This is a genomic window from Rubrivivax gelatinosus IL144, from assembly GCF_000284255.1.
GTDB lineage: Bacteria > Pseudomonadota > Gammaproteobacteria > Burkholderiales > Burkholderiaceae_C > Rubrivivax > Rubrivivax gelatinosus_A.
In genome coordinates, this window is the sequence record NC_017075.1 from 931,991 (window position 1) to 956,699 (window position 24,709).

At 71.8% G+C, this 24,709-nt stretch carries 22 protein-coding genes; 10 read left to right on the forward strand and 12 right to left on the reverse strand.

Going from position 1 to position 24,709, the window contains the following annotated elements; translation table 11 throughout:
* Positions 1 to 9: 9 nt before the first annotated feature.
* Together RGE_RS04400 and RGE_RS04405 are read right to left on the reverse strand one after the other, a co-directional pair.
* Entirely contained in the window at positions 10 to 411 is a 402-nt protein-coding gene (locus RGE_RS04400; protein ID WP_014427108.1) for a GFA family protein, read from the reverse strand.
* A gap of 180 nt (positions 412 to 591) precedes the next feature.
* On the reverse strand, positions 592 to 1,527 hold the full coding sequence (locus tag RGE_RS04405; protein ID WP_014427109.1) for a LysR substrate-binding domain-containing protein: 936 nt from the start codon (positions 1,525 to 1,527) through the stop codon (positions 592 to 594).
* Positions 1,528 to 1,613: 86 nt separating this feature from the next.
* Between RGE_RS04405 and RGE_RS04410 the strand changes: the two genes are divergently transcribed.
* Positions 1,614 to 2,504 carry an MBL fold metallo-hydrolase gene (locus RGE_RS04410; protein ID WP_014427110.1) on the forward strand — a complete coding sequence of 297 codons (891 nt, stop codon included), beginning with the start codon at positions 1,614 to 1,616 and terminating at the stop codon, positions 2,502 to 2,504.
* A gap of 7 nt (positions 2,505 to 2,511) precedes the next feature.
* Here the strand turns inward: RGE_RS04410 and RGE_RS04415 are convergent, their stop codons facing one another.
* From RGE_RS04415 to RGE_RS04440, 6 genes are all read right to left on the reverse strand, one after another.
* Positions 2,512 to 3,090, reverse strand: a complete 579-nt coding sequence (locus RGE_RS04415) for a DUF6622 family protein (protein WP_310732395.1) — start codon at positions 3,088 to 3,090, stop codon at positions 2,512 to 2,514.
* A 59-nt stretch (positions 3,091 to 3,149) separates the two neighbouring features.
* Positions 3,150 to 3,965: a LytR/AlgR family response regulator transcription factor gene (locus tag RGE_RS04420; protein WP_014427112.1), complete on the reverse strand. Its 816-nt coding sequence runs from the start codon at positions 3,963 to 3,965 to the stop codon at positions 3,150 to 3,152.
* Positions 3,962 to 5,026, reverse strand: a complete 1,065-nt coding sequence (locus tag RGE_RS04425) for a sensor histidine kinase (protein ID WP_014427113.1) — start codon at positions 5,024 to 5,026, stop codon at positions 3,962 to 3,964. Before RGE_RS04425 ends, RGE_RS04420 begins: the two co-directional genes overlap by 4 nt.
* 113 nt (positions 5,027 to 5,139) lie before the next feature.
* The gene (locus RGE_RS04430; RefSeq protein ID WP_014427114.1) at positions 5,140 to 6,564 is read right to left on the reverse strand and encodes an efflux transporter outer membrane subunit; all 1,425 of its coding nucleotides are present in this window, start codon (positions 6,562 to 6,564) and stop codon (positions 5,140 to 5,142) included.
* Positions 6,561 to 9,695 carry an efflux RND transporter permease subunit gene (locus RGE_RS04435; protein WP_014427115.1) on the reverse strand — a complete coding sequence of 1,045 codons (3,135 nt, stop codon included), beginning with the start codon at positions 9,693 to 9,695 and terminating at the stop codon, positions 6,561 to 6,563. Before RGE_RS04435 ends, RGE_RS04430 begins: the two co-directional genes overlap by 4 nt.
* Before the next feature lie 13 nt (positions 9,696 to 9,708).
* On the reverse strand, positions 9,709 to 10,917 hold the full coding sequence (locus RGE_RS04440; RefSeq protein WP_014427116.1) for an efflux RND transporter periplasmic adaptor subunit: 1,209 nt from the start codon (positions 10,915 to 10,917) through the stop codon (positions 9,709 to 9,711).
* Positions 10,918 to 11,046: 129 nt separating this feature from the next.
* On the opposite strand from RGE_RS04440, the gene RGE_RS04445 reads away from it, so the two are divergent.
* Together RGE_RS04445 and RGE_RS04450 are read left to right on the forward strand one after the other, a co-directional pair.
* The gene (locus tag RGE_RS04445; protein WP_014427117.1) at positions 11,047 to 12,516 is read left to right on the forward strand and encodes an ATP-binding protein; all 1,470 of its coding nucleotides are present in this window, start codon (positions 11,047 to 11,049) and stop codon (positions 12,514 to 12,516) included.
* Positions 12,513 to 13,196: a response regulator gene (locus RGE_RS04450; protein WP_014427118.1), complete on the forward strand. Its 684-nt coding sequence runs from the start codon at positions 12,513 to 12,515 to the stop codon at positions 13,194 to 13,196. The genes RGE_RS04445 and RGE_RS04450 overlap by 4 nt, the downstream gene beginning before the upstream one ends.
* Position 13,197: 1 nt before the next feature.
* Here RGE_RS04450 and RGE_RS04455 read toward each other — a convergent pair whose 3' ends face one another.
* The gene (locus RGE_RS04455) at positions 13,198 to 13,857 is read right to left on the reverse strand and encodes a PadR family transcriptional regulator (protein WP_014427119.1); all 660 of its coding nucleotides are present in this window, start codon (positions 13,855 to 13,857) and stop codon (positions 13,198 to 13,200) included.
* 79 nt (positions 13,858 to 13,936) lie between these two features.
* Between RGE_RS04455 and RGE_RS04460 the strand changes: the two genes are divergently transcribed.
* Positions 13,937 to 14,239 carry a DUF3861 domain-containing protein gene (locus RGE_RS04460; RefSeq protein ID WP_014427120.1) on the forward strand — a complete coding sequence of 101 codons (303 nt, stop codon included), beginning with the start codon at positions 13,937 to 13,939 and terminating at the stop codon, positions 14,237 to 14,239.
* A gap of 50 nt (positions 14,240 to 14,289) precedes the next feature.
* Positions 14,290 to 15,312, forward strand: coding sequence for a radical SAM protein (locus RGE_RS04465; protein WP_014427121.1), 1,023 nt, complete (start codon positions 14,290 to 14,292; stop codon positions 15,310 to 15,312).
* Between the two features lie 12 nt (positions 15,313 to 15,324).
* Here the strand turns inward: RGE_RS04465 and RGE_RS04470 are convergent, their stop codons facing one another.
* Complete coding sequence (locus tag RGE_RS04470; RefSeq protein ID WP_014427122.1) at positions 15,325 to 17,073, reverse strand: methyl-accepting chemotaxis protein; 1,749 nt, start codon at positions 17,071 to 17,073, stop codon at positions 15,325 to 15,327.
* 303 nt (positions 17,074 to 17,376) lie between these two features.
* Here RGE_RS04470 and RGE_RS04475 point away from each other — a divergent pair, with 303 nt between their 5' ends.
* Positions 17,377 to 17,967 (forward strand): CBS domain-containing protein, encoded by a 591-nt coding sequence (locus RGE_RS04475; RefSeq protein WP_014427123.1) that lies wholly within the window; start codon positions 17,377 to 17,379, stop codon positions 17,965 to 17,967.
* A gap of 26 nt (positions 17,968 to 17,993) precedes the next feature.
* On the opposite strand, the gene RGE_RS04480 is transcribed toward RGE_RS04475, so the two are convergent.
* Entirely contained in the window at positions 17,994 to 18,461 is a 468-nt protein-coding gene (locus RGE_RS04480; protein WP_014427124.1) for an outer membrane lipoprotein, read from the reverse strand.
* A gap of 123 nt (positions 18,462 to 18,584) precedes the next feature.
* Positions 18,585 to 19,142 carry an HNH endonuclease gene (locus RGE_RS04485; RefSeq protein ID WP_014427125.1) on the reverse strand — a complete coding sequence of 186 codons (558 nt, stop codon included), beginning with the start codon at positions 19,140 to 19,142 and terminating at the stop codon, positions 18,585 to 18,587.
* A 171-nt stretch (positions 19,143 to 19,313) separates the two neighbouring features.
* On the opposite strand from RGE_RS04485, the gene RGE_RS04490 reads away from it, so the two are divergent.
* The 4 genes from RGE_RS04490 to RGE_RS04505 are packed head-to-tail and all read left to right on the forward strand — an operon-like array spanning position 19,314 to position 24,691.
* Complete coding sequence (locus RGE_RS04490) at positions 19,314 to 19,967, forward strand: TetR/AcrR family transcriptional regulator (protein WP_014427126.1); 654 nt, start codon at positions 19,314 to 19,316, stop codon at positions 19,965 to 19,967.
* Between the two features lie 37 nt (positions 19,968 to 20,004).
* Entirely contained in the window at positions 20,005 to 21,792 is a 1,788-nt protein-coding gene (locus RGE_RS04495) for an acyl-CoA dehydrogenase C-terminal domain-containing protein (protein ID WP_014427127.1), read from the forward strand.
* A gap of 47 nt (positions 21,793 to 21,839) precedes the next feature.
* A complete protein-coding gene (locus RGE_RS04500) occupies positions 21,840 to 22,274 on the forward strand; it encodes a DUF2147 domain-containing protein (RefSeq protein WP_014427128.1) in 435 nt (144 codons plus the stop codon).
* 20 nt (positions 22,275 to 22,294) lie between these two features.
* Entirely contained in the window at positions 22,295 to 24,691 is a 2,397-nt protein-coding gene (locus RGE_RS04505) for a 3-hydroxyacyl-CoA dehydrogenase/enoyl-CoA hydratase family protein (protein ID WP_014427129.1), read from the forward strand.
* The last annotated feature ends 18 nt before the right edge of the window (positions 24,692 to 24,709 follow it).

The following is a 24,709-nucleotide window of genomic DNA, read 5'->3' on the forward strand; positions in this document are numbered from 1 at the left end:
ATCGGCGGCTCAGGTCTTGCGATCCGCCGGGTGGTGCACGCCGTCGCTGACCGGCACGTTCTCGATCAGGAAGGGGTCGATGCCTTCCAGGCAGCCGACGTTGTAGCCGTACTGGTCGGGGCGCGAGCGCCGCTGGTGGTGGGTGTAGATGCCGCAGCGCGAGCAGAAGAAGTGCTTCGCGACGCGGGTGTTGAACTGGTAGAGCGACAGCATGTCTTCGCCCTGCACGATCCGGATCGCGTCCAGCGGCACCGAACCGACGACGGCGCTCTTGCGCCGGCACATCGAGCAGTTGCAGCGCCGCGGGTCGACGATGCCGTCGGGCAGGTGCAACTCGAGCACCACCGCGCCGCAATGGCAGGACAGCCGGTGCCGGGGCTGGACCGGCACGCCGCCGACGGACTTGATCATCTGCTGGTCTCCGGGCTGGACGGGGTGGCGGTCATCATAGGGCCCGGCCGCCAGGACCGTCGCCGAACGCTGAACCCCAGCGTGCTCGTTCACGGCGCCTTCGCCTCACCGCGCTGCAGCCGCCGCACCTCGCGGGCCGACGACGTGGCCGCGCGCGCCGCCATGCCCGGAGGCCGCAGCTCAGGCGCGCGCGGCGTGCAGCTCGCCGAGCAGGTCGACGAAACGCGCCACCTTGGCCGGCCGGAAGCGCGAGGCCGGATAGACGGCGTGGATGCCGCCGGAGGGCAGCGTCCAGCCGGGCAGCAGCTGCACCAGGCGGCCTTCGGCCAGCGCCTGGGCCACCGTGTAGTCGGGCAGCACCGAGACGCCGGCGCCCAGGCTGACGGCGGCCAGCACCGCCGGCGTCGCGTCCAGCGAGATCGAGGCCGCGAACTCCACCGCCTGCCGGCGGCCGTCGCCGGCCTCGAAGACCCAGCGCCGCGGCTCCTTCAGCGCCGCGTTGGCGACGAAAGGCAGGCCGGCGAGCTGCTCCGGGCCGGCCGCCGCGTCCACCTGGCGCGCCAGGGCCGGCGCCGCCACCAGCTTCTGCTCGAAGCTGCCGATGCGCCGCGCCGGCAGCTGCGAGTCGGCCAGCCAGCCGACGCGCACCGCGAGCTCCACCTCGTTGGACAGCAGGTCCAGCGGCTGGTCGGACAGCGCCATCTCCACCCGGCACTGCGGATGGCGCCGCGAGAACTCGACCACCGCCGGCACGACCATCGCCAGGCCGTAGTCGAAAGGCGCCGTCAGCCGCAGCGTGCCCGCCGGTTCGACCGAGACGTCGGCCAGTTCGTCGAAGGCGACCGCCGCTTCGCGCAGGATGCGCGCGCATCGCTCGTAGAAGGCCTGGCCGGCGTCGGTCAGCGCCAGGCGCCGCGTGGTGCGCGTCAGCAGCGTCGTGCGGAACTCGCGTTCCAGCCGCGCCACCTGCTGGCTGACGACGGCCTTGGTGATGCCCAGGCGGTCGGCGGCGGCGGTGAAGCTGCCGGTCTCGACGACGGCCGCGAAATAGGCCAGGCGCTTGAGGTTGGCGAGGTCCAGCGGGCCGGCGTCGCGCGGATTGTTTGCCATCGGCATACGAAGTGTCGGTTTGTGGAGGATTTTTCTACGGATCGACGCTTTCTACGATGACGCCATCGATTCACCGACACCAGGACGACACCATGATCTCCCGCCGCGACTTCATCCAGATCTCCGCCGTGGCCGGCTCCGCCGCGCTGTCGGGCGTGGCCCATGCCGCCGGCTCCGGCCTGCGCTGGCAGCACTTCCCGGCCGACCAGAACGGCTTCTTCCGTGCGCCGGTGCTCGTCACCGGCGAGCGCGAGGCGGTGCTGATCGACGCCGGCTTCACGCTGCCGGCCGGCCGCACGCTGGTCGACGCGATCCGCGCCAGCGGCAAGACGCTGACGACGATCTACGTCAGCCAGAGCGACCCGGACTACTACTTCGGCCTCGGTCCGGTGAAGGCCGCGTTCCCGGACGCCCGGGTGCTGGCGGCGCCGGCGACGATCGCCGCGATCCGCGCCAACGTCGAGAAGAAGCTCGCCGTCTGGGGCCCGCAGCTCAAGGACAAGGGCCCGCAGCGCCTGGAGGACATCGTCTTCCCGCAGCCTTTCGACGGCGAGGCGCTGCGCCTCGAAGGCCATGCGCTGCAGATCGTCCCGGTCGAGGGGCTGGAGAACCGGCGCTATCTCTGGGTGCCGGAGCTGCAGGCGGTGTTCGGCGGCGTGCTCGTCTTCTCCGGCCTGCACGTCTGGACCGCCGACACGCCGACGCCGGCGGCGCGCGCGGCCTGGGTCCGGGCGCTGGACACGATCGCCGCGCGCCAGCCGCGCATCGTCGTGCCCGGCCACCTGGCGGCCGGCGGCGCGCTGGACGCCTCGGCGCTGCGCTACACGCGCGACTACCTGGTCGCCTTCGAGGAGGAGTTCGCGCAGGCCGCCGACGGCGCGGCGCTGGTCGCGGCGATGAAGCGCCGCTACCCCGACGCCGGCCTGGCGCCGGCGCTGGAGATCGGCGCCAAGGTCGCCAAGGGCGAGATGAAGTGGGGCTGAACCCGGCTCAGGCCGCCAGCGCCGGCCGTGCGGCGCGGCGCGCGACGGCCCACAGCGCCATCGCGCGGCCCAGGAACAGGCCGCTGAACAGGCCGTAGGCGGCGCTGACGCCCAGCACGAAGGGCGCCGCCTCGCGGGCCTGCGGGTGCACGGCCAGCACGACGCCGGCGGCGAACTTGACGGCGAAGATCGCCATCATCAGCGCCAGCGGCAGCCAGCTGCCGGGCAGCGCGAACAGGCCGGTGGCCGGCGTGTAGCGCACGCCGCGGGTGTCGATGCGGCGCTGCATGGCCGTCAGCCCGGCGGCCAGCGCCAGCGCCCAGGCCAGCAGCGCCGCCGGCTGGGTGCCGAAGGCGCTGGTCGTGCCCGCCAGCGACACCGCGGCCAGCGCCAGCGGCAGGCCGACGCAGCGCCGCAGGCTGGCGTTCTGCGGCCGCGAGGCGCGCAGGCCCATCACGACGAGCACGGCGAGCACGACGAAGACCCAGCGCGGGGTGTGAAGCAGGATGTCGAGCAGCATGGCGGGCCTTTCGGTGGCGGGTGGGATGGACCCACTGTGCCGGCCGGCCCCGGCCGCCGCGACGATGCCGCGACGAAGCGCCGGCCGCCGTGACCGAAGCGTCGGTCACGGCCACCGAACGGCGGCTACATCGGCTTGAAGAGGTGGGCGAAGGCGCGGCTCACCTTCAGCGGCCGCGCCAGGCCGTCGACCGCCAGGCTGTAGTGGCCGAGTTCGTCGCGTGTGGCGCTGCGGATGCGGCGCGTGGCGACGTAGACCGCGCGGTGCACCTGCATGAAGTCCTCGCCTTCGAGCCGCGCCGCCAGCTCGCGCAGGCTCATGCGCACCAGCGCCTCGCCGCCGGTCGTGACGACGTTGACGTACTTGTCGGTCGCCTCCAGGCAGACGACGTCGGCCACCGGGATCATGCGCACCGTATTGCCGACGCCGGCGCGGATGACCTTGATGCGCTCCTGCTCGGGTGGCGGCGGCTCCGGTGGAGCCTGCAGCGCCTGCACCGTGCGCACCTGCTCGGCGGCGTCGCCGGCCTGCAGCTGCGGCGCGCGCGCCGCCAGGCGCTGCTGCAGCCGCGCGACCGTGACGCGCAGGCGCTCGGGCGTCACGGGTTTGAGCACGTAGTCGACCGCGGCGCGTTCGAAGGCGGCGACGGCGAACTCGTCGAAGGCGGTGACGAAGACCAGCAGCGGCAGCGGCCGGTCTTCGGGCCAGTCGTCGTTGACGGCTTCGGCGACCTCCAGCCCGCTGCGCCCGGGCATGCGGATGTCCAGGAACAGCAGGTCGGGCAGCAGCGCCAGCGCCTGCTCGGTGGCCGCGAGCCCGTCTTCGGCGACCTCGGCCAGGCGCAGCCCGGGCCAAGCCTCGGCGAGCTGGCGCTTCAGGCTGCGCGCCAGCAGGGCTTCGTCTTCGGCGATCAGCGCCAGCGGGGTGTCGTTCGTCGTCATGCGGGGATCCTCACGATGGCCCGGGTGCCGCAGGGCTGCTGGGCCTGCAGCCGCAGGCTGGCGGCGGGGCCGTACAGCGCCTGTAGCCGGCTGCGCACGTGCTCCAGGCCGTAGCCGCTGCCGCCGGTGGCTGCGGCGGGCTCGTCGCGCAGGCCGATGCCGGTGTCGGCGACGACCAGCAGCAGCCCGTCGGCGTCGCGTTCGGCGCTGACGCTCAGCGTGGCGCCGCCGACCTTGGGCTCGACGCCGTGTTTCAGCGCGTTCTCGACCAGCGGCTGCAGCAGCATCGGCGGCATCGCGGCCTGCTGCAGCTCGGCCGGCAGCTCCAGGCAGTAACGCAGGCGCCGGCCCAGGCGCAAGGCCATGATCTCGAGGTAGGCGTGCAGCTGCTCGAACTCGGCCTGCAGCGTGCTCGTCTCGGCACGCGAGCCGGCCAGCGTCGCGCGCAGGAAGGTAATCAGCAGGTCGATCATCTGCTGCGCCTGGCCCGGGTCCTCGTCGACCAGCGAGCGCAGGGTGGCCAGCGTGTTGAACAGCATGTGCGGCTCGAGCTGGGCGCGCAGCAGGCGCAGCTCGGCCTCGACGGCCAGCTTCTGCGCCAGCAGCCGCGCCGCCGCCTCGTCGGCCAGGCGATTGCGCAGCCAGACGAGGTAGAGCACGAAGCCGGTCGCCGACAGGCTGGCGATGACGGCAGCGAGCTGGTAGTCCAGCAGGCCGGCGATGCGCACCGGCTCGCCGAGCAGCGCGTAGCCGCAGCCAAAACCGAGCGCATAACCCGCCGGCAGGCCGAGCGCCAGGCGCAGCGGCAGCGACACGCGCCGCGGCCAGCGGCGCAGCCCCGGCAGCTGGCGCAACAGCTGCACCGTGACCACCGACCAGAAGCCGATCCATTCGGAGAACCACAGCGTGCGCCAGAAGTCGCCGCCGGTGGCCGGCAGCAGCGTCAGCACCGCGGCCACCAGCACGCACAGCGCCGCGGTCTGGCCGAGCAGCCGCAGCGTCTGGCGCGCGGCTTCGGCGCGGGTCGGGGGGCAGGCGGCAGGCGAGGGGGCGGCGGTCATGGCGGGCGTCGAATCGCCCGCGACTCTAGCCGCGGCCGCCCGCCGCCGCCGGCCCGGGGGCGCGAACGGTCAGCGGCGGTCGCCAGGCGTCGCCGGCGCCGACCGGACGGTGTTCAGGACGCCGCCGGCGCGCCCGCCGCGTCCCACTCGCCGCCCAGCACCTCGAACAGCCTCACGCGGTTGCTCTGCTCGGCCAGGCGCAGCGTGACCAGCGTCTGCTGCGCCGCGTACAGCGTGCGCTGGGCGTCCAGCGCGTCGAGGTAACTCGCCGCGCCGGCCTTCCAGCGCGCGTCGGCCAGGCGCCAGGCGCGTTCGCTGGCGGCCACCAGCGCCGTCTGGGCGTCCAGGCGCTCGGCGATCGTCGCGCGCACGGCCAGCGCGTCGGCGACCTCGCGGAACGCGGTCTGCAGCGTCTGCTCGTAGCTCGCGAGCTGCACCGCCTGCGTCGCGCGGGCCTGGTCGACGCCGGCGCGCGCGGCGCCGCCGTCGAAGATCGGCAGGCTGATCGACGGCGCGAACGACCAGGCGCGGCCTTCGAACAGCTCGCCCAGGCTGCGGCTGGCGGTGCCGGTGGCGGCGGTGAGCTGGATCGTCGGGAACAGCGCCGCCCGTGCCGCGCCGACGTCGGCGTTGGCCGCCTTCAGCTTGTGTTCGGCGGCCAGCACGTCGGGGCGGCGCTGCAGCAGCGCCGACGGCAGCCCGCCGGGCACGGCGACCAGCGCAGCGGCGTCTGCCTCGGCCTCGCCCGCGGGCAGGCAGTCGGCCGGCAGGTCGGTGCCGACCAGCAGGCGCAGCGCGTTCAGGTCCTGGGCGACGCTGGCCTCGTAGGCGGCGGCGTCGCGCCGCGCGGCTTCGACCGTGGTCTGCGCCTGGGCCAGCGTCAGCGCCGAGTCGGCGCCCAGCGCATGGCGCTGGCGCGTCAGCTCGTAGCTGCTGCGCTGGCTGTCCAGCGTGCGCCGCGCCAGCGCCAGCTGCTGCTGGTCGGCCTGCAGCGTCAGCCAGGCGGTGGCGACCTCGGCAACCAGCGCGATGCGCGTGCTGCGCGCCGCCTCCTCGGTGGCGAGAAAGCTCTCCAGCGCCGCGTCGGACAGGTTGCGCACCCGGCCGAAGAGGTCGATCTCGAAGGCGGCGATGCCGACGTTGGCGCTGTAGCTGCGCGAATGGACGACCTGGCCGCTGGTGCTGGCTTCGGCCGGCGTGCGCGAGGCGCTCTGCGACCCGCTGGCCTTCAGCGTCGGCAGGCGGTCGGCGGCTTCGATGCGGTAGGCGGCACGCGCCTGCTCGATGGCCAGCAGCGCCAGGCGCAGGCTGCGGCTGTTGCCCAGCGCCAGCTCGATCGTGCGGCGCAGGCGTGCGTCGGCGACGAAGTCGCGGCCGTCGGGCAGGCTGGCCGCGCCGTGACTGGCCGCTTGCGGCCAGGCCGTGGGCACCGGTGCTTCGGGCCGGGTGTAGTCGGGCGCCAGGTTGGCGCAGGCGGTCAGCGCGGCCAGCGCCAGCAGCGTCAGGCCGCGCGCGGCGGTTCGGGTCGTCGTGTTCATGCCCGCACCTCCGTGGTCGGGGCGGCGCCGCGGCGCCGGTCGAAGAAGCCGCGCACCAGCACGTAGAACACCGGCACGAAGAACAGGCCCAGCACGGTGGCCGTCGCCATGCCGCCGAGCACGCCGGTGCCGATGGCGCGCCGGCTGGCGGCGCCGGCGCCGCTGGCGATGGCCAGTGGCAGCACGCCGAACATGAAGGCCAGCGAGGTCATCAGGATCGGCCGCAGCCGCAGCCGCAGCGCCTCCAGCGTCGCGTCGAGCAGCGCCGCACCCTGTTCCTGGCGCTGCTTGGCGAACTCGACGATCAGGATCGCGTTCTTCGCCGACAGGCCGACGGTGGTCAGCAGCCCGACCTGGAAATAGACGTCGTTGTGCAGCCCGGCCAGCGTCGTCAGCGCCAGCGCGCCGACGACGCCCAGTGGCACCACCAGCAGCACCGAGAACGGCACCGACCAGCTCTCGTACAGCGCCGCCATGCAGAGGAAGACGAAGAGCACCGACAGCGCGTACAGCGCCGGCGCCTGCGCGCCCGACAGCCGTTCCTGGTAGGACTGGCCGGCCCACTCGATGCCCACGCCGGCGGGCAGCTGGGCGACGATCTGCTCGACGGCCTTCATCGCGTCGCCCGAGCTGACGCCCGCCGCGGCCTCGCCGACGATCTCGAAGGCGCCCATGCCGTTGTAGCGCTCCAGCTTGGGCGAGCCGTAGCTCCACTTCGTGCTGGCGAAGGCCGAGAACGGCACCATCTGGCCGGCGTCGTTGCGCACCCGCCATTGCATGATCGCGTCGGGCGCCATGCGGTAAGGCGCGTCACCCTGGGCGTAGACCTTCTTCACCCGGCCCTTGTCGATGAAGTCGTTGACGTAGGCGCCGCCCAGCGCCACCGACAGCGTGTTGTTGATGTTGCCGGTGGACAGGCCCAGCGCGCCGGCCTTGCGGTCGTCGATCTCGATGCTGAACTGCGGCGCGTCGTCCAGGCCGTTGGCGCGCACCTGCGCCAGCTTGGGGTTCTGGCGCGCGAGCTTCAGGAACTCGTCGCGCGCCGCCTTCAGGCCCTCGTGGCCGAGGCCGCCGCGGTCCTGCAGCTCGACGGTGAAGCCGCCCGAGGAGCCGAGGCCGCGCACCGTCGGCGGCTGCATCACGAAGACACGCGCGTCGCGCAGCGCCGCCAGCTCCCGGTTGGCGCGGCGCGCGAACTCGGCGGCGCTCTGGCCGCTGCCGCGGCGCTCGCTCCAGTCCTTGAGCCGGATGAAGGCGTTGCCGGTGGCCTGGTCGCCGCCGATGCCCGAAATCAGCGTGTAGCCGTCGACGTCGGCCTGCTGCGACAGCCAGTTCTCCATCTGGTCCAGCGAGGCGCGCAGGCGCTCGTCGGTGGCGCCGGTGGGCAGCCGGATCTCGGACATCAGCACGCCCTGGTCCTCGTCGGGCAGGAAGGAGGTGGGCAGCCGGGCGTAGAGCACGGCCATCGCCGCCAGCAGCAGCGCGTAGACCAGCATCACCCGGCCGCTGCGCCGCAGCAGCGTGCCGCCGGCGCGCTGCATGCCGGCGCTGCCGCGGTCGAAGCCGCGGTTGAAGGCGCCGAAGAAGCGCCCCAGCAGGCCCTTGTGCGCCGCGTGGTGTTCGCCCGGCGGCAGCGGCTTGAGCACCGAGGCGCACAGCGCCGGCGACAGCGTCATCGCCACCAGCACCGACAGCAGCATTGCCGACACCACCGTGATCGAGAACTGGCGGTAGATGACGCCGGTGGAGCCGCCGAAGAAGGCCATCGGGATGAACACCGCCGCCAGCACCAGCGCGATGCCGATCAGCGCGCCGGTGATCTCCTGCATCGACTCGCGCGTCGCCTCGCGCGGCGACAGCCCGCGTTCGGCCATCAGGCGCTCGACGTTCTCGACGACGACGATGGCGTCGTCGACCAGCAGGCCGATCGCCAGCACCATGCCGAACATCGTCAGGCTGTTGATCGAGTAGCCGAAGGCCGCCAGCACGCCGAAGGTGCCCAGCAGCACCACGGGCACCGTGATCGCCGGCACCAGCGTCGCGCGCCAGCTCTGCAGGAACAGGTACATGATCAGCACGACCAGCACCACGGCCTCGGCCAGCGTCTTGACGACCTCCTCGATCGAGATCTTCACGAACGGCGTCGTGTCGTAGGTCATCGCCGTCTGCAGCTGGTACGGGAAGCCCGGCTGCAGCTCGGCGAGCTTGGCCTTGACGGCGTTGGCCGTGGCGATGGCGTTGGCGCCCGAGGCCAGGCGCACGCCGATCGCCGCCGAGGCCTGGCCCTTGTAGCGCGTGCGGATCGTGTAGCTCTCGCCTCCGAGCTCGACGCGCGCGACGTCGGCCAGGCGCACGCTGGCGCCGTTCGTCGCCGACTTGACGACGATGGCCTCGAACTGCTCGACGGTCTGCAGCTTGCTGCGCGCGGTGATCGTCACGTTGAGCTGCTGGCCGGGCGCCGCCGGCAGGCCGCCGACCTGGCCGGCCGAGACCTGGGCGTTCTGAGCGGTGATCGCGCTCGTCACGTCCGAGGGCATCAGGCCGTAGCTGGCCAGCTTGTCCGGGTTCAGCCAGACGCGCATCGCGTGGCCGGTGCCCAGCGTCTGGACCTCGCCGACGCCGTCGATGCGGCTGATCGTGTCGACCAGGCTGGACTTGATGTAGTCGCCGATCTCGATCGCGCTGGCGCTGCCGTCGGCCGAGTACAGGGCGACGATGAGCAGGAAGTCGGTGCCGGCCTTGGTCACCGTCACGCCCTGGTCCTGCACCGCCTGCGGCAGCTGCGACATCGCCTGCTGCAGCTTGTTCTGCACCTGCATCTGGGCGACGTCGGGGTCGGTGCCCGAGACGAAGCTCAGCGTGATGCGCGCGCTGCCCGAGGAGGTGCTGGTCGAGGCCATCGACAGCAGCCCGTCCAGGCCGGTCATCTGCTGCTCGATGACCTGGGTCACCGAGTCCTCCAGCGTCTTGGCCGAGGCGCCGGGGTAGCTGGCGTTGACGCTCACGCGCGGCGGCGCGATGTCGGGGTACTGCTCCAGCGCCAGCGTGCTGATCGACAGCGCGCCGGCGAGCATGACGACGATGGCCAGCACCCACGCGAAGATGGGGCGGTCGATGAAGAAGCGCGGCATCGTGCGGCCCCCTTCAGCGCGACGCGGCCGAAGCCGGCGCCGACGCGGCCGACGCCGCGGCGCCTACCGCCTGCGGCTGCACGACGTCGCCCGGCCTGACCTTCTGCAGCCCCTCGACGACGACACGCTCGCCGGCCTTCAGCCCCGAGGTCACGAGCCAGCGGCTGCCGATCGTGCGCTCGGCGGCGATCGCGCGGCGCTCGAGCTTGTCGCCGGCCCCGACGACGAGCACGCTGGCCGAGCCGTCGGTGTTGCGCGAGACGGCCTGCTGCGGCACCAGCATCGCGTCGGCCACCGCCACCGTGGGCAGCAGCGCACGCACGTACATGCCCGGCAGCAGCAGGCCCTGCGGGTTGGGGAAGGTCGCGCGCAGCGTCACCGTGCCGGTGCCGGTGTCCACCGAGGCGCCGGTCACGCTCAGCCGGCCGGCCAGCGGGTAGGTGCTGCCGTCCTCCAGCCGCAGCGAGACCGCGGCGTCGCCGCCGGGCAGCTGCTTGACGCGGCCGGCCGCGATGTCGCGCTTCAACTGCAGCAGCTCGGCGCTGGACTGGGTGACGTCGACCTGCATCGGGTCGGTCTGGCGCACCGTGGTCAGCGCCGTCGTCTGGTTGGCGGTGACCAGCGCCCCGACGGTGACCGTGGAGACGTCGGCGCGGCCGGCGATCGGGCTGGTGACGCGCGTGCGCTCCAGGTCGATGCGGGCCGTCTGCAGCGTCGCCCGCGCGGCGGCGAGCTCGGCTTCGGCCTGCTTCAGCGCCGCCTGCGCGTCCTGCAGCGCCTGGCGGCTGACGGCGTCGATCTTCGCCAGCTCGGCCTGGCGCTGCGCCGTCAGGCGGTTGGTCTCGACGCTCGCCTCGGCCTTGGCGACCGCGGCCTCGGCGCTGGCGACGCTGGCGCGGTAGCTGGCGGCGTCGATCTCGTAGAGCAGCTGGCCGGCCTTGACCGGCCCGCCTTCGACGAAACGTCGCGCCTGCACGATGCCGCCGACCTGCGGCCGGATCTCGGCGCTCTGCAGCGCGGTCGTGCGGCCGGGCAGCTCGCTGGCCAGCGAGACGGTCTCGGCCTGCACGGTGAAGGTGCCGACGACCGTCGGCCGGCCCTGGCCGGGCCCTGCGGCGCCGTCCTGGCGGCCGCAGCCGGCGAGCGCGGCGGCCAGCGCCAGCGCGGCGACGGTGAACGGAAGGCGTGCGCGGCGCACGGCGCGGGAGGCGATGGCGGCCATCGGGTGAGTCCTGCTCATGGTTCTGCTGTCGCCGATGGTCGGCGGCGAATGTGGAGGAAAGTTGAAGTCCGTCCCGGCTGTGCCGCCAGTGCTTGCCTGTGCCAGGCCGCCCGTGCGCCAATTCCGACCGTGTCCACGCTCGCCCGTCTCAAACGCCCCGGCATCACCGGCAAGCTCTTCGTCGCCGTGCTCGCCACCGCGACGCTGGTCGCCGTGGCCGTCGGCGTGGCCGCGCAATGGAGCTTTCAGCGCGGCTTTCTCGGCTACCTGAACACGCAGGCCGTGCTGCGCATGGAAGTGGTGATGCCGCGCCTGACGGCGGCCTACGCCGAACACGGCGACTGGGACTTCCTGCGCAACCGGCGCGACCTCTGGTTCAGCCTGGTCGGCATCGGCCCGCCGCACCCGCCCGAGCCGCGCGAGCCGCCCGACTCGCCGCCGAAGCAGCGGCCCAGCGGGCCGATGGCCGAGCTGATCGCCTCGGACCTGCTCGGCGCCGGGCGGCGGCTGTCGCTGCTGGACGCGCAGCGCCAGCGGGTCGTCGGCTTCCCGTTCATCATGGCCAACTCCGAACAGCGCGAGATCGTCGTCGACGGCCGCACCGTCGGCTGGCTGGCGATGGCGCCGATCGAGACCGTCACCGACAGCGCGGCCGTGGCCTTCCTCGACCGCCAGCTGCTCGCCGCCGCGGCCGCCGTGGTGCTGGCGGTGCTGCTGTCTGCGGCCATCGCCTGGTGGGTGGCGCGGGCGCTGCTGGCGCCGGTGCGCGCGGTGGCCGGTGCGACGCACCGGCTGGCCGCCGGGGCCTACGACACGCGTGTCGAGCTGGCCGGCGAGGACGAGGTCGCCCAGCTCGCGCAGGACTTCAACCAGCTCGCGCTGACGCTGGAGCGCAACGAGCGCCTGCGGCGCGACTTCATGGCCGACGTCTCGCACGAGCTGCGCACGCCGCTGGCGGTGCTGCGCGGCGAACTCGAGGCGCTGGAAGACGGCGTGCACCAGCCGACGCCCGAGCTGCTGCGCCGGCTGCAGCAGGAGGTGGCGATGCTGGCCCAGCTCGTCGGCGACCTGCACGAGCTGGCGCTGGCCGACGTCGGCGCGCTGGCCTTCCGCCAAGACGAGCTGGACCTCGTGCCGCTGGTGCGCAGCGAGGTCGGCGCGCTGCAGGCCAAGGCCGCCGAACGTGGTCTCGAGCTGCAGGCGCGGCTGCCGGACGCGGCGCTGCCGGTCACGGGCGACGAGCGTCGCCTTCGCCAGCTGCTGCTGAACCTGCTGTCCAACAGCCTGCGATACACCGACCCGGGCGGCATGGTGCGCGTCGAGCTGGCGGCCGATGGCGCCGACGCGGTGCTCGACCTTCAGGATTCGGCGCCGGGCGTGCCCGAGGAACTGCTGCCGCGGCTCTTCGAGCGCTTCTTCCGCGTCGAGGCTTCGCGCTCGCGGGCCAAGGGCGGCAGCGGCCTGGGGCTGGCGATCGCGCGCAGCCTCGCCGAGGCCCACGGCGGCCGGCTCGAAGCCCGGCCCTCGCCGCTGGGCGGTCTGTGGATCCGCCTCATGCTGCCGCGGCTGCGGCCGCGCGGCGAAGGGGAGAGCGCGTGAACGCCGACCGCCGCTACGTGCTCGTCGTCGAGGACGAACCCTCGCTCGGCCGGCTGGTCGCCGACTACCTGGCCGCCGCGGGCTACGAGACCCACTGGATCGCCGACGGCCTGGCGGTGCTGCCCGCGGTGCGCGAGCGCCTGCCCGACCTGATCGTGCTCGACCTGATGCTGCCCGGGCAGGACGGGCTGTCGATCTGCCGCGAGCTGCGCAGCTTCAGCGACGTGCCGGTGCTGATGCTGACGGCGCGTGTCGAGGAGCTCGACCGCCTGGTCGGGCTGGAGGCCGGCGCCGACGACTACGTCTGCAAGCCCTTCAGCCCGCGCGAGGTGGTGGCGCGCGTCAAGGCCATCCTGCGCCGGCCCTGGAAGCGGCCGGCCGCGGCCGAGGCGGCGCCAGGGCTGCAGATCGACGCCACGCGCTACGAGGCGCGGCTGGACGGCGAGCTGCTGGACCTGACGCCGCTGGAGTTCCGCCTGCTGCAGGCGCTGGCCGAGCAGCCGGGGCGCGTGTTCTCGCGCGACCAACTGCTCGACCGCCTGCACGACGACCAGCGTGCGCTGAGCGACCGGGCGATCGACAGCCACGTGAAGAACCTGCGCCGCAAGCTCGAACGGGCCCGCCCGGGCGACGACGCGATCCGCTCGGTCTACGGCGTCGGCTACCGCTTCGAGCTGTGAGTCAGCTGCGTTCGATCTCGACCGCGGCGCGGTCGATCGCCTCGGCGATGCGGCGCAGCGTCTCCTCGGACGGCGCCTCGCCGGCAAACCGCAGGTGCAGCGCCATCTTCAGGTTGTGCATCGCGCGCTGCACGGCCGGCGAACGGCGCGCGTCGGCCGCGCCGCCCAGGTGCTGCAGGCGCGCCAGCACGCGCTCGAGCACGTCCTTCTGCGCGGCCAGCGCGTCTTCGCCGGCGGCGGTGATGCGGTACTGCTTGCGGCTGCCGCTCGTCTCGGCGAGTTCGGCCTGGCCCAGGTCCTCGAGCATCGACAGCGTCGGGTAGACGGTGCCGGGGCTGGGGCTGTACTGGCCGCCGGCCAGGTCCTCGATGGCCTTGATGACCTCGTAGCCGTGGCTGGGACGCTGGCGCAGCACGTGCAGCGCCAGCAGGCGCAGGTCGCCGCTCTCGAGCAGGCGCTCGCGGCGGCCTTCGCCGTCGGGGCCGCGGCGGGCGCCGCCGAAGTCACCGAAACCGCCCGGGCCGCCCATGCCGCCGAAACCGGGGCCGAAGCCGCCACCGCGGCGCCCGGCGGCGTGCATCGGATGGGTGTGGTGGCCGCCCATGACGGCCTCGTGATGGCAGCCGCGTTGCGGGCCGAAGGGGAAACGTGCGAAGTGCATCGTGGTTCCAAAGTTGTGTTGCGATGCACTCAAGATATATCGTAGACTTTCTTCCGTCAACCCTGAACCGAGACTTTTCATGAAGCAGCACCGCTACCGCATCAGCGTCGAACACCTCGCCGACCCGCAGGGCCGGCCGCCCGCCGACGCCACGCCGCTGGTCTTCGAGACCGGCAACCACGACGACATCCTGAAGATCGTCGAACGCCTGCGCGGCCACCCGGCGCTGCCGCCCGAATCGGCGGCCGCCTTCGGCGTCGGCCTCAAGCTCTTCAGCGAGGTGATGCTGGAGAACCGCCAGTCGCCGCTGTTCGCCGAGTTCGCGCCGCACTTCCGCGAGTTCATGCAGAAGCTGAAGTCCGGCGTGCGCGCCGAAGGCTGAGGCCGGCGGCACCCGCCTTGCCGGTGGCGGGCCCCGTCCCGCCGCCGAGCATGACCTCCGATCCCGCTGCCACCGCCTTCCCCGCCGCGCCGCCGCCGTTGCCGCGTTTCGCCCAGATCGAGCCGATCGGCCGCTGCAACCTGGCCTGCCGCATGTGCACCGTCAACCACCGCGGCGACGAGGTGGCCGAGCTGCCGCTGGAGCGTTACCTCGCCTGGCTGGACGAGCTGCCGCAGCTCGAGGAACTGCACCTGCAGGGCCTGGGCGAGCCGATGCTGCACCCGCGTTTCTTCGAGATGGTCGAGATCGCCGCGGCGCGCGGCATCCGCGTCAGCGCCAACACCAACCTGACGCTGCTGACGCCCGAACGCGCGCGGCGCTGCGCCGAAAGCGGGCTGGCGCAGCTGTCGGTGTCGCTGGACGGCGCGAGTGCCGCGGTCTACGAGTCGGTGCGCCGCGGCGCCTCGTTCGCCAAGGTGCTGCGCAACCTGGACCGGCTGGTCGCGGCACGCGACGCCGCCGGCGGCCGGCCGGAGGTCCGCGGCGTGATGGTGCTGATGCGCAGCAACCTGCCCGAGCTGCCGGCGCTGGTGCGCCTGCTGCACGAACACGGCGTGCATGAGTTGCTGCTGCAGCGCCTGTCCAGCGACCTGGAGCACCCGGGCCTGCCGGCGCGCTACGTGCCGATCCGCGACGTCGTGCGCGCCGAGGAACTGGCGCCGCCGGAGCTGCACGAGGCCGAGGCGGTGTTCGCCGAAGCCCAGGCGCTGGCGCAGGCCCTGGGCCTGCTGCTGCACCTGCCGCGGCTGGCGGCGCCGGGTGAGCCGGCGCCCGGAGGCCGGGGCTGCGACTGGCCCAGCCGCCAGCTCTACCTGACGGCGGCCGGCCAGATGCTGCCCTGCTGCATGGTGGCCACCGCCGACCGCGCGAGCTTCGGCCGCGTCGGCGACGGCGCCCAGGCGTTGGGCGAGGTCTGGCGCGGCGCGGCCGCGCAGGACTTCAGGCGCGCGCTGGCCGGGCCGCAGGCGCCGGATGTCTGCCGCTCCTGCGCCTTGTACGAGGGGCGTTTCTGAGCGGCAGGCCGATCAGAAGGTCTGCCAGTCGTCGTCGTCCGAAGCCGTGGCCTTGGCGACCGTGGTCGCCGGGGCGGGCTTGGAGGCCGCCGGCGGGCGGGGCGCGGCGGTCGACGCGGCGGACGGCGCCGCGGCCTTGGCCGGCGCCGGGCGTGCGATCGTCTTCGCCGCTGCGGAGGGTTTCGCGGCCGCGGGCGCGGCCTTGGGTGCCGCGGCCGGCGCCGCGCCGTTGGCGAGGCGGAACACGGCGACCACCTCGACCAGCTGCCGCGCCTGCGTGCGCAGGCTCTCGGCCGCGGCGGCGCTTTCTTCGACCAGCGCGGCGTTCTGCTGCGTCGCCTGGTCCATCTGCGCGACCGCGTCGCCGACCTGGCTGACGCCGTCGCTCTGCTCGGCGCTGGCGCTGCTGATCTCGCCGACGATGTCGGCGACGCGGCGGATCGAGGCCAGCACCTCGTCCATCTTCGAGCCCGCCTGGTGCACCAGCGCGTTGCCGGCCTCCACGCGTTCGACGCTGGTGCCGATCAGCGTCTTGATCTCGCGCGCCGCCTCGGCGCTGCGCTGGGCCAGCGTGCGCACCTCGCCGGCCACGACGGCGAAGCCGCGGCCCTGTTCGCCGGCGCGCGCCGCTTCGACCGCGGCGTTGAGCGCCAGGATGTTGGTCTGGAACGCGATGCCGTCGATGACGTTGATGATCTCGGTGATGCGCCGCGAGCTCTCGCTGATGCCGTCCATCGTCTGCACGACCTGGCCGACCATCGAGCCGCCTTCGGTGGCCACCGAGCTCGCCGCCGCCGCGAGCTGGTTGGCCTGCGTCGCGTTGTCGGCGTTCTGGCGCACGGTGGCGTTGAGCTGCTCCATCGACGCGGCGGTCTGCTGCAGCGCGCTGGCCTGCTGCTCGGTGCGTGCCGACAGGTCGGCGTTGCCGTGCGCGATCTCGTGGCTGGCGGTGGCGACGCTGTCGGCCGACTCGCGCACCTCGGCGACGATCTTCGCCAGGTTGTTGCGCATCGTCGCCAGCGCGTGCAGCAGCCGCGCGGCTTCGTCGCGGCCCTGGGCGTCGATGACGCTGGACAGGTCGCCGGCGCCGATCGCCTCGGCGGTCTGCACCGCGAGGTGGATCGGCCGCGTGATCGAGCGCGTCGCGAAGATGGCGAAGCCGGCGCCGAGCAGCGTCGCGAGCAGCGCACCGATCGCCATCAGCCACTGGCCGCGTGTCGTCGCCGTCGCCAGCTCTTCCTGGCGCGCGTCGAGCACGCGCTGCGAATGCGCGGCCACCGCGTCCAGCGCCTTCTGGTAGTTGTCGGCCACCGGCAGCAGCAGGGCATCGACGTCGGCGTAGACCGATTCGCCGCGGTCGGCACGTTCGGCGAGCTGGCGCCGCACTTCGGTGTAGCGCTGGCGCACCTCGCCGACCTTGGCGATCAGCGCCTTGCCTTCGTCGTCGTCGACCAGCGCCATCAGCGACTTCTGCACCACCGCGGTGTCGGCCGAGATCTGCTCGACGTCCTTCTTCATCTGCGCCTGCAGCGCCGGATCGGTGCTCTTCATCGACGCCGAGACCTTGGTCCAGCTGATGCGCAGGTTGGTCGCCCACTGGCTGGCGAGCTTGCTGCGCTGCTGCTCGTTCTGCACGATCGATTCGGACGCGGCTTTCAGCGCGCCGAGCTGCCAGATCGCCGTCGCCGCGAGGGCGAGCGTGATCGACAGCACCAGCGCGAAGGCCAGTCCGAGTCGTGTGCCGATGCGCAAGTGGTTCATGCTGATCCCGCTGACTTCTCTGGTGTGTTCAAGCGGCTCCGGCGGTCGCCCGAGCCCGTCCTTTCGGTATCGGCAACGCCTTGATTTACTTCATGCGTTTTTTGACGACCGGCCCCGGAACGTGACGAAGATCGCGCCGCAAATCCACGCTTTACTCGGATTTGGATAAATCGCAACCGACCCTCGGTCGGAACGCTGATCGGCGGCTTGATGGATGTCACGTGGGGCGGGCGGGAATCCTTGCTGTCGCCGCGCCCGACGACGGCGTACCTTGACCGGGTCGGAACGCGTGCGGAGCTGACCATGAGCCTGGAGACCGCCCTGTCCACCCGCAGCCTGGACACCGGCGCCGTGCTGGCGCAGGCCCAGCCCTGGCAGACCTTCCCGGTGACGCTGGACTCGGCGGCGGTGTCGGTGATGACCGACCTGACGCAGGTGAAGGCGGCGACGATCACGCCCGGCGCCTCGCTGCGCCAGGCCGAGCAGACGATGATCTTCCAGGGCGTGCGCCTGCTGTTCGTCGTCTCGGAGTGGCCCGGCATCGAAGGCCTGATCACGACCACCGACCTGCGCGGCGAGCGCGCGCTGCGGCTGGTGCAGGAGCGGGGGCTGCGCTGGGCCGAAATCACCGTCGGCGACGCGATGACGCCGCGCTCCAAGCTCGACGCGATCGACTTCGCCCGCCTCAACGGCGCCCGCGTCGGCCAGCTGGTGGCGACGCTGCAGCGAGTCGGGCGCAACCACCTGCTGGTGGTCGACGGCGGCGGCCCGGGCGTGCCGCCGCGCCTGCGCGGAATCGTCTCGCGCTCGCAGATCGAGCGCCAGCTCGGCCGCGCGATCGACATCGTGCCGGTGGCGAACAGCTTCGCCGACCTGCCGCAGATGCTGGCCTGAGCCGGCGGCGCGTCGCCCGGCGGGTGTTACGGCGTGCGCGTGACCTGCGGCGCCTTCGTCACGCGGACCTTGCCGCCGGTGGTGACGATGATCACCGGGTCGCCCGGCTGCAAGGTCTCGTTACCCTTGGCCTGGACGATCGCGCGGCGTTCACCGCTCTTCAACTGCACGAGGATCTCGACCGCGTCCTCGCGCGTGCCCATGCGTTCGGCCGCGTTGCCGACGACGGCGCCGGCCACCGCGCCGAGCACGCCGACGGCGACGCTCTCGCGCCGGCCGCCGACGCTGGAGCCGGCGATGCCGCCGATCACGCCGCCGCTGACGCCGCCGATGCCGCTTTGCTGGCCTTCGACGACCACCGGGCGCGTCGACAGCACGGTCGCGTCGATCACGGTGCTCATGCGTTGTGCGTCGCCCGGGCTGATGACGTCGGGGCTGGTGGTGGAACAGGCCGCCAGTGCCAGCACGGCGGCAGCGGCGATCATGCGCTTCATGGGGGAACCCTCCTCAGATCAGTCCAACGCCGCCGGTCGGCTGGCGTTGACAGGCCGATGGTGCCGGAAAGCCGGCACCCGGGCGGACCCGGGCAGCGGTAAAGAATCGTTGCAGGCGCGGGTTCAGCCGTGCAGCCGGCTGCTGCGGGGCACCGAGGCGAGCAGGAAGTCCATCTGATCGGCGACGATGCGCCGGCCGCGCAGGATCATGTCCTCGTGCAGGCTGGGCACGTAGGGCAGGTACAGCAGCGCCATGCGCGCTTCCTCGGGCAGGCGGTCGGCCTTGTGGCCGTTGCAGGCGCGGCAGGCGGTGATGCAGTTCATCCAGCTGTCCACGCCGCCGCGCGAGACCGGCACGATGTGCTCGCGCGTCAGCTCGTCGAAGGCGAAGTGGCCGCCGCAGTAGGCGCAGATGCCGCGGTCGCGAACGAACAGCTTGTGGTTGGTGATCGCCGGCGTGTGCCGCCAGGCGCGGCTGGGGATCGCGCCGCGCACCGCGATGATGGGGTGCACCTCGATGCGCGACTGCAGCCCGGTGGCGCGCTGGATGCCGCCTCGCAGCACCTGGAAGGCCTTGCCCAGCGTCCAGGCGATTCCGTCGCTGGCATAGAGGACCGCGGCCTCGCGAGGCGTGATCCACGCCTGTGGCCGACCCGAAACATCGAGTTGCAGCACATCCATGAACAGGCAGAGTAAACAAGATCCGTGCCTGCCGCAACCTCGCTTTGATGACAGGCAGCGAGGCGTCCCGCACCTCTAGGGACTTTCCCGAAGCAATGGCCCCAATCCCTGGTCGGCTCAAGCCCGAGTCGGCAAAATAGAACGACCGTTCGATTTTTTGCCCATCAAAACTTGGCCTCTTCCACTACCTCCCGCCAGCCGTCGGCGAAATCGCTGCAAAAGGGTCAGCAGACCCGGGCCGCGATCCTCGACGCGGCGCTCGGCCTCGCCTCGCACATGGGGCTGGAGGGGCTGTCGATCGGCACGCTCGCCGAGATGATGCAGATGAGCAAGTCGGGCGTGTTCGCCCACTTCGGCTCGCGCGAAGAGCTGCAGATCTCGGTGATCCGCGAATACCACACGCGTTTCGAGGAAGAGGTCTTCTTTCCTTCGATGGCCGAAGGCCGCGGCCTGCCGCGGCTGCGCGCGCTGTTCGAACGCTGGATCCGCCGCGTCTCGGTCGAGCTGGATTCGGGCTGCATCTACATCAGCGGCGCGGTCGAGTTCGACGACCGGCCCGGCCCGGTGCGCGACGCGCTCGTCTCGATGGTGCGCGCCTGGCATCTGGCGCTGCAGCGTGCGATCGCGATGGCCGTCGAGGAAGGCCATCTGCGCCCTGAAACCGATCCGTCGCAGCTCTTGTTCGAGATGCACGGCCTGATCCTCGCGCTGCACCACGACGCCCGGCTGCTGCGCAACACCGGGGTGCTCGACCGCGCGCGGCGCGGTTTCGAGCGCCTCGTCGCCGACTGGCAGCCCCAGCCGGCCCCCGAATCGCGGACCTGAACTCCCCGTCTCGCCCTTCCTCTCCAGGAGCGTTCCCATGTCCTACACCCCGCCGCTTCGCGACCTGCAGTTCGTCATGCACGAAGTGCTCGACGTCACCTCGACGCTGCAGCAGCTGCCGCGTCACGCCGAGATCGACGCCGACACGATCAACGCCGTCATCGAGGAGGCCGGCAAGTTCGCCGCCGGCGTGGCCGCGCCGCTGAACGCCAGCGGCGACGCCGAAGGCTGCACGCTGGACACCGCCACGCACGAGGTGCGCACGCCCAAGGGCTTCAAGCAGGCCTACGAGCAGTACGTCGAAGGCGGCTGGCCCAGCCTGAGCTGCGACCCGGCCTTCGGCGGCCAGGGCCTGCCGGTGCTGCTGAACCAGTGCCTGTACGAGATGCTGAACTCGGCCAACCAGGCCTGGACGATGTATCCCGGCCTGTCGCACGGCGCCTACGAGTGCCTGAGCGCGCACGGCACCGAGTGGCAGAAGAACACCTACCTGCCCAAGCTGACCAGCGGCGAGTGGACCGGCACGATGTGCCTGACCGAGCCGCATTGCGGCACCGACCTGGGCATGCTGCGCACCAAGGCCGAGCCGCAGCCCGACGGCACCTACAAGATCACCGGCCAGAAGATCTTCATCTCCGCCGGCGAGCACGACATCACCTCGAACATCGTGCACCTGGTGCTGGCCCGTCTGCCGGACGCGCCGGCCGGCAGCAAGGGCATCTCGCTGTTCGTCGTGCCCAAGTACAAGGTCGCGGCCGACGGCTCGATCGGCGAGCGCAACGGCATCTTCTGCACCGCCGTCGAGCACAAGATGGGCATCCACGGCAACGCCACCTGCCAGCTGACGCTGGAAGCGGCCTCCGGCACGCTGGTCGGCGAGCCCAACCGCGGCCTGCAGGCGATGTTCGTGATGATGAACGCCGCCCGCCTGGGCGTCGGCTGCCAGGCCCTGGGCCTGACCGAGACGGCCTACCAGATGGCCGTGGCCTACGCCAAGGACCGCATCCAGATGCGCAGCCTCACCGGCCCGAAGGCGCCGGACAAGCCGGCCGACCCGATCATCGTGCACCCCGACGTGCGCAAGATGCTGCTGACCGCGCGCGCCTACGCCGAAGGCGGCCGCGCGCTGGCGCTGTACACCGCGCTGCTGCTCGACCGCGAGATCGCCTCGGACGACGAGGACGAACGCGCCGAATGCGCCGATCTGGTGGCGCTGCTGACGGCGATCGTCAAGGCCTTCATGACCGACAACGCCTGGATCGCGACCTCGCACTGCATGCAGGTCTACGGCGGCCACGGCTACATCCGCGACAGCGGCATCGAGCAGTTCGTGCGCGACGCGCGCATCAACATGATCTACGAGGGCACGAACACCGTGCAGTCGCTGGACCTGCTGGGCCGCAAGGTGCTGGGCGACAACGGCAAGAAGCTGAAGAAGTTCGGCAAGATCGTCGCCGAGTTCATCGAGGAAGAAGGCGTCAACGAGGCGATGCAGGAGTTCGTCAACCCGCTGGCCGACCTGGGCGACAAGGTCACCAAGCTGACGACCGAACTCGGCATGAAGGCGATGCGCAACACCGACGAGGTCGGTGCCGCCGCGGTCGACTACCTGCGCGTCTGCGGCCACCTCGTGTTCGCCTACTTCTGGGCGCGCATGGCCAAGGTGGCGCTGGAGAAGCAGGGCTCGGGCGACCCGTTCTACACCGCCAAGCTGCACACCGCGCGCTTCTACTTCGCCAAGCTGCTGCCCGAGACCGCCGCCCTGATCCGCACGGCGCGTTCGGGTTCCGATGCGCTGATGGCGATGGACGAGTCGCTGTTCTGAGCCCCCGGCGGGCCGCGCGCGGCCCGCGACAACGAAGGAGACAAGGCATGCACAAGCGAAGCTGGATCGCCCTGGCGCTGGCCGCCGCCACCTCGGCGGCGATGGCCCAGGCCACGCCGCAGGGCCTGTGGCGCACGATCGACGACGAGACCGGCAAGGAGAAGTCGCTGGTGCGCATCGTCGACAACGCCGGCGTCTTCGGCGGGCGCATCGAGAAGCTGCTCGATCCGTCCAAGCAGGACGCCAAGTGCGACAAGTGCAGCGACGCCCGCAAGGGCCAGCCGGTGCTGGGCATGACGATCATCGAGAACGTGCGCAAGAACGCCGACGAGCCCTACTGGGACGGCGGCACGATCCTCGACCCGAACAACGGCAAGAGCTACCGCGTGCGCCTGACGCCCAAGGACGGCGGCAAGACGCTCGAGGTGCGCGGCTTCATCGGCCCCTTCTATCGCAACCAGACCTGGCAGCGGGTCGAATGAATACCAACCAGGAGCATTCCGTGAATCGATTCCACGTCCGCAAGGTCGCCGTGCTCGGCGCCGGCGTGATGGGCGCGCAGATCGCCGCCCATCTGGTCAACGTCAACGTGCCGGTCGTGCTGTTCGACCTGCCGGCCAAGGAAGGCCCGAAGAACGGCGTCGTCACCAAGGCCGTCGACGGCCTGAAGAAGTTGAAGCCCGCGCCGCTGGGCGTGCCCGAGGACGCCGCGCGCATCGTCCAGGCCAACTACGAGGAGCACCTGCACCTGCTCGCCGAATGCGACCTCGTCATCGAGGCCATCGCCGAGCGCATGGACTGGAAGCTGGCGCTGTACGAAAAGATCGCCGGCTCGCTGGCGCCGCACGCCATCGTCGCCAGCAACACCTCGGGCCTGTCGATCACCAAGCTCGCCGAGGCGCTGCCGGAATCGATCCGTCCGCGCTTCTGCGGCATCCACTTCTTCAACCCGCCGCGCTACATGTACCTCGTCGAGCTGATCGCCACCCCGGCGACGCAGCCCGAGGTGCTGGACCAGCTCGAGGCCTTCGTCACCACCGCGGTCGGCAAGGGCGTCGTTCGCGCCAAGGACACGCCGAACTTCATTGCCAACCGCGTCGGCATCGCCGGCATGCTGGCGACGATCCACGAAGCCGAGAAGTTCGGCCTCTCGGTCGAGGTCGTCGACGACCTGACCGGCAAGAAGCTCGGCCGCGCCAGCTCGGGCACCTTCCGCACCGCGGACGTGGTCGGCCTGGACACGATGGCGCACGTCATCAAGACGCTGCAGGACAACCTCGCCGAGGACCCTTTCTACCCCAGCTACGCGACGCCGCCGGTCCTCAAGGCGCTGATCGACAAGGGCGCGCTGGGGCAGAAGTCGGGCGCCGGCTTCTACCGCAAGGACGGCAAGACCATCCTGCGGCTGGACTTCGCCAGCGGCGAGTACGTGCCGTCCACCGGCAAGGCCGACGAGATCGTCGCGCGCATGCTGAAGAAGGCGCCGGCCGACCGTCTGAAGCTGCTGCGCGAGAGCAGCAATGCGCAGGCGCAGTTCCTGTGGGCCATCCTGCGCGACGCCTTCCACTACGCCGCGGTGCATCTGGAAGCGATCGCCGACAACGCGCGCGACGTCGACTTCGCGATGCGCTGGGGCTTCGGCATGCAGCAGGGCCCGTTCGAGCTCTGGCAGGCCGCCGGCTGGAAGCAGGTCGCCGAATGGGTCAAGGCCGACATCGAAGCAGGCAAGGCGCTGTCGTCGGCGCCGCTGCCGGCCTGGGTCTTCGAGGGCCCGGTCGCCGAGGCCGGCGGCGTGCACACCGCCGCCGGGTCGTGGAGCCCGTCGCGCCAGGCCTTCGTGCCGCGCAGCGCGCTGGCGGTCTACGGCCGTCAGCACTTCCCGGAGAACGTGCTCGGCTCGGGCGCCAAGGCCGCGCTCGAATCCGGCACCGAGGTCTTCCGCAATGAAGACGTGCGCGTCTGGACGCTCGACGGCGAGGTGCTGATCCTCAGCATCACCTGCAAGCTGCACCTGATCAGCCAGGCGGTGACCGAGGGCCTGGTGAAGGCCATCGAACTCGCCGAAGCCGGCTACAAGGCGCTGGTGATCTGGTCGCCGGACGACGTGTTCTCGGCCGGCGCCAACCTGGAATCGATGCTGCCGGTGTTCATGAAGTCCGGCTCCAAGGGCATCGCGCCCGAGGTCAAGAAGCTGCAGGACGCGGTGCTGAAGATGCGCTACGCGCAGGTGCCGGTGGTCGCGGCGATGCGCGGCCTGGCGCTGGGCGGCGGCTGCGAGCTGTCGGTCTACGCCTCGCGCCGCGTCGCGGCGATGGAAACCTACGTCGGCCTGGTCGAGGTCGGTGTCGGCCTGCTGCCGGCGGGCGGCGGCCTGACCTACATCGCGCGCCGCGCCGCGCAGATGGCCTCGGCCGGCAACGCCAACGCCGACATCCTGAAGTTCCTGACCGACGGCTTCACCAACGCCGCGATGGCCAAGGTCGGCACCAGCGCCATCGAGTCGCGCAAGCTCGGCTACCTGATCGACGGCGACGTCATCGTGCCGAACAAGGACGAGCTGCTGTACGTCGCCACGGCCCAGGCCAAGGCGATGGCCGACAGCGGCTGGCGCGCGCCGGCGAAGGTGGCCTTCCCGGCGGCAGGCCGCAACGCGCTGGCGACGATCAAGGGCCAGCTCGCCAACATGCGTGACGGCGGCTTCATCAGCGCGCACGACTTCCACATCGCGACGCTGATCGCCGAGGTCTGCTGCGGCGGCGACGTCGACGCCGGCTCGCTGGTGACCGAGGAGTACCTGATGACGATGGAGCGCGAGCGCTTCTGCTCGCTGCTGGACAACCCCAAGACCCAGGAACGCATCATGGGCATGCTCCAAACGGGCAAGCCGGTCCGGAACTGAACGGCACGACGAAGGAAT

Coding starts and splice junctions, on each gene's coding strand:
- RGE_RS04480 (WP_014427124.1), bottom strand. CDS start 18,461: ATGAAGCGCATGATCGCCGCTGCCGCCGTGCTGGCACTGGCGGCCTGT.
- RGE_RS04465 (WP_014427121.1), top strand. CDS start 14,290: ATGACCTCCGATCCCGCTGCCACCGCCTTCCCCGCCGCGCCGCCGCCG.
- RGE_RS04500 (WP_014427128.1), top strand. CDS start 21,840: ATGCACAAGCGAAGCTGGATCGCCCTGGCGCTGGCCGCCGCCACCTCG.
- RGE_RS04460 (WP_014427120.1), top strand. CDS start 13,937: ATGAAGCAGCACCGCTACCGCATCAGCGTCGAACACCTCGCCGACCCG.
- RGE_RS04425 (WP_014427113.1), bottom strand. CDS start 5,026: ATGACCGCCGCCCCCTCGCCTGCCGCCTGCCCCCCGACCCGCGCCGAA.
- RGE_RS04410 (WP_014427110.1), top strand. CDS start 1,614: ATGATCTCCCGCCGCGACTTCATCCAGATCTCCGCCGTGGCCGGCTCC.
- RGE_RS04485 (WP_014427125.1), bottom strand. CDS start 19,142: ATGGATGTGCTGCAACTCGATGTTTCGGGTCGGCCACAGGCGTGGATC.
- RGE_RS04455 (WP_014427119.1), bottom strand. CDS start 13,857: ATGCACTTCGCACGTTTCCCCTTCGGCCCGCAACGCGGCTGCCATCAC.
- RGE_RS04400 (WP_014427108.1), bottom strand. CDS start 411: ATGATCAAGTCCGTCGGCGGCGTGCCGGTCCAGCCCCGGCACCGGCTG.
- RGE_RS04430 (WP_014427114.1), bottom strand. CDS start 6,564: ATGAACACGACGACCCGAACCGCCGCGCGCGGCCTGACGCTGCTGGCG.
- RGE_RS04440 (WP_014427116.1), bottom strand. CDS start 10,917: ATGGCCGCCATCGCCTCCCGCGCCGTGCGCCGCGCACGCCTTCCGTTC.
- RGE_RS04470 (WP_014427122.1), bottom strand. CDS start 17,073: ATGAACCACTTGCGCATCGGCACACGACTCGGACTGGCCTTCGCGCTG.
- RGE_RS04405 (WP_014427109.1), bottom strand. CDS start 1,527: ATGCCGATGGCAAACAATCCGCGCGACGCCGGCCCGCTGGACCTCGCC.
- RGE_RS04420 (WP_014427112.1), bottom strand. CDS start 3,965: ATGACGACGAACGACACCCCGCTGGCGCTGATCGCCGAAGACGAAGCC.
- RGE_RS04475 (WP_014427123.1), top strand. CDS start 17,377: ATGAGCCTGGAGACCGCCCTGTCCACCCGCAGCCTGGACACCGGCGCC.
- RGE_RS04495 (WP_014427127.1), top strand. CDS start 20,005: ATGTCCTACACCCCGCCGCTTCGCGACCTGCAGTTCGTCATGCACGAA.
- RGE_RS04435 (WP_014427115.1), bottom strand. CDS start 9,695: ATGCCGCGCTTCTTCATCGACCGCCCCATCTTCGCGTGGGTGCTGGCC.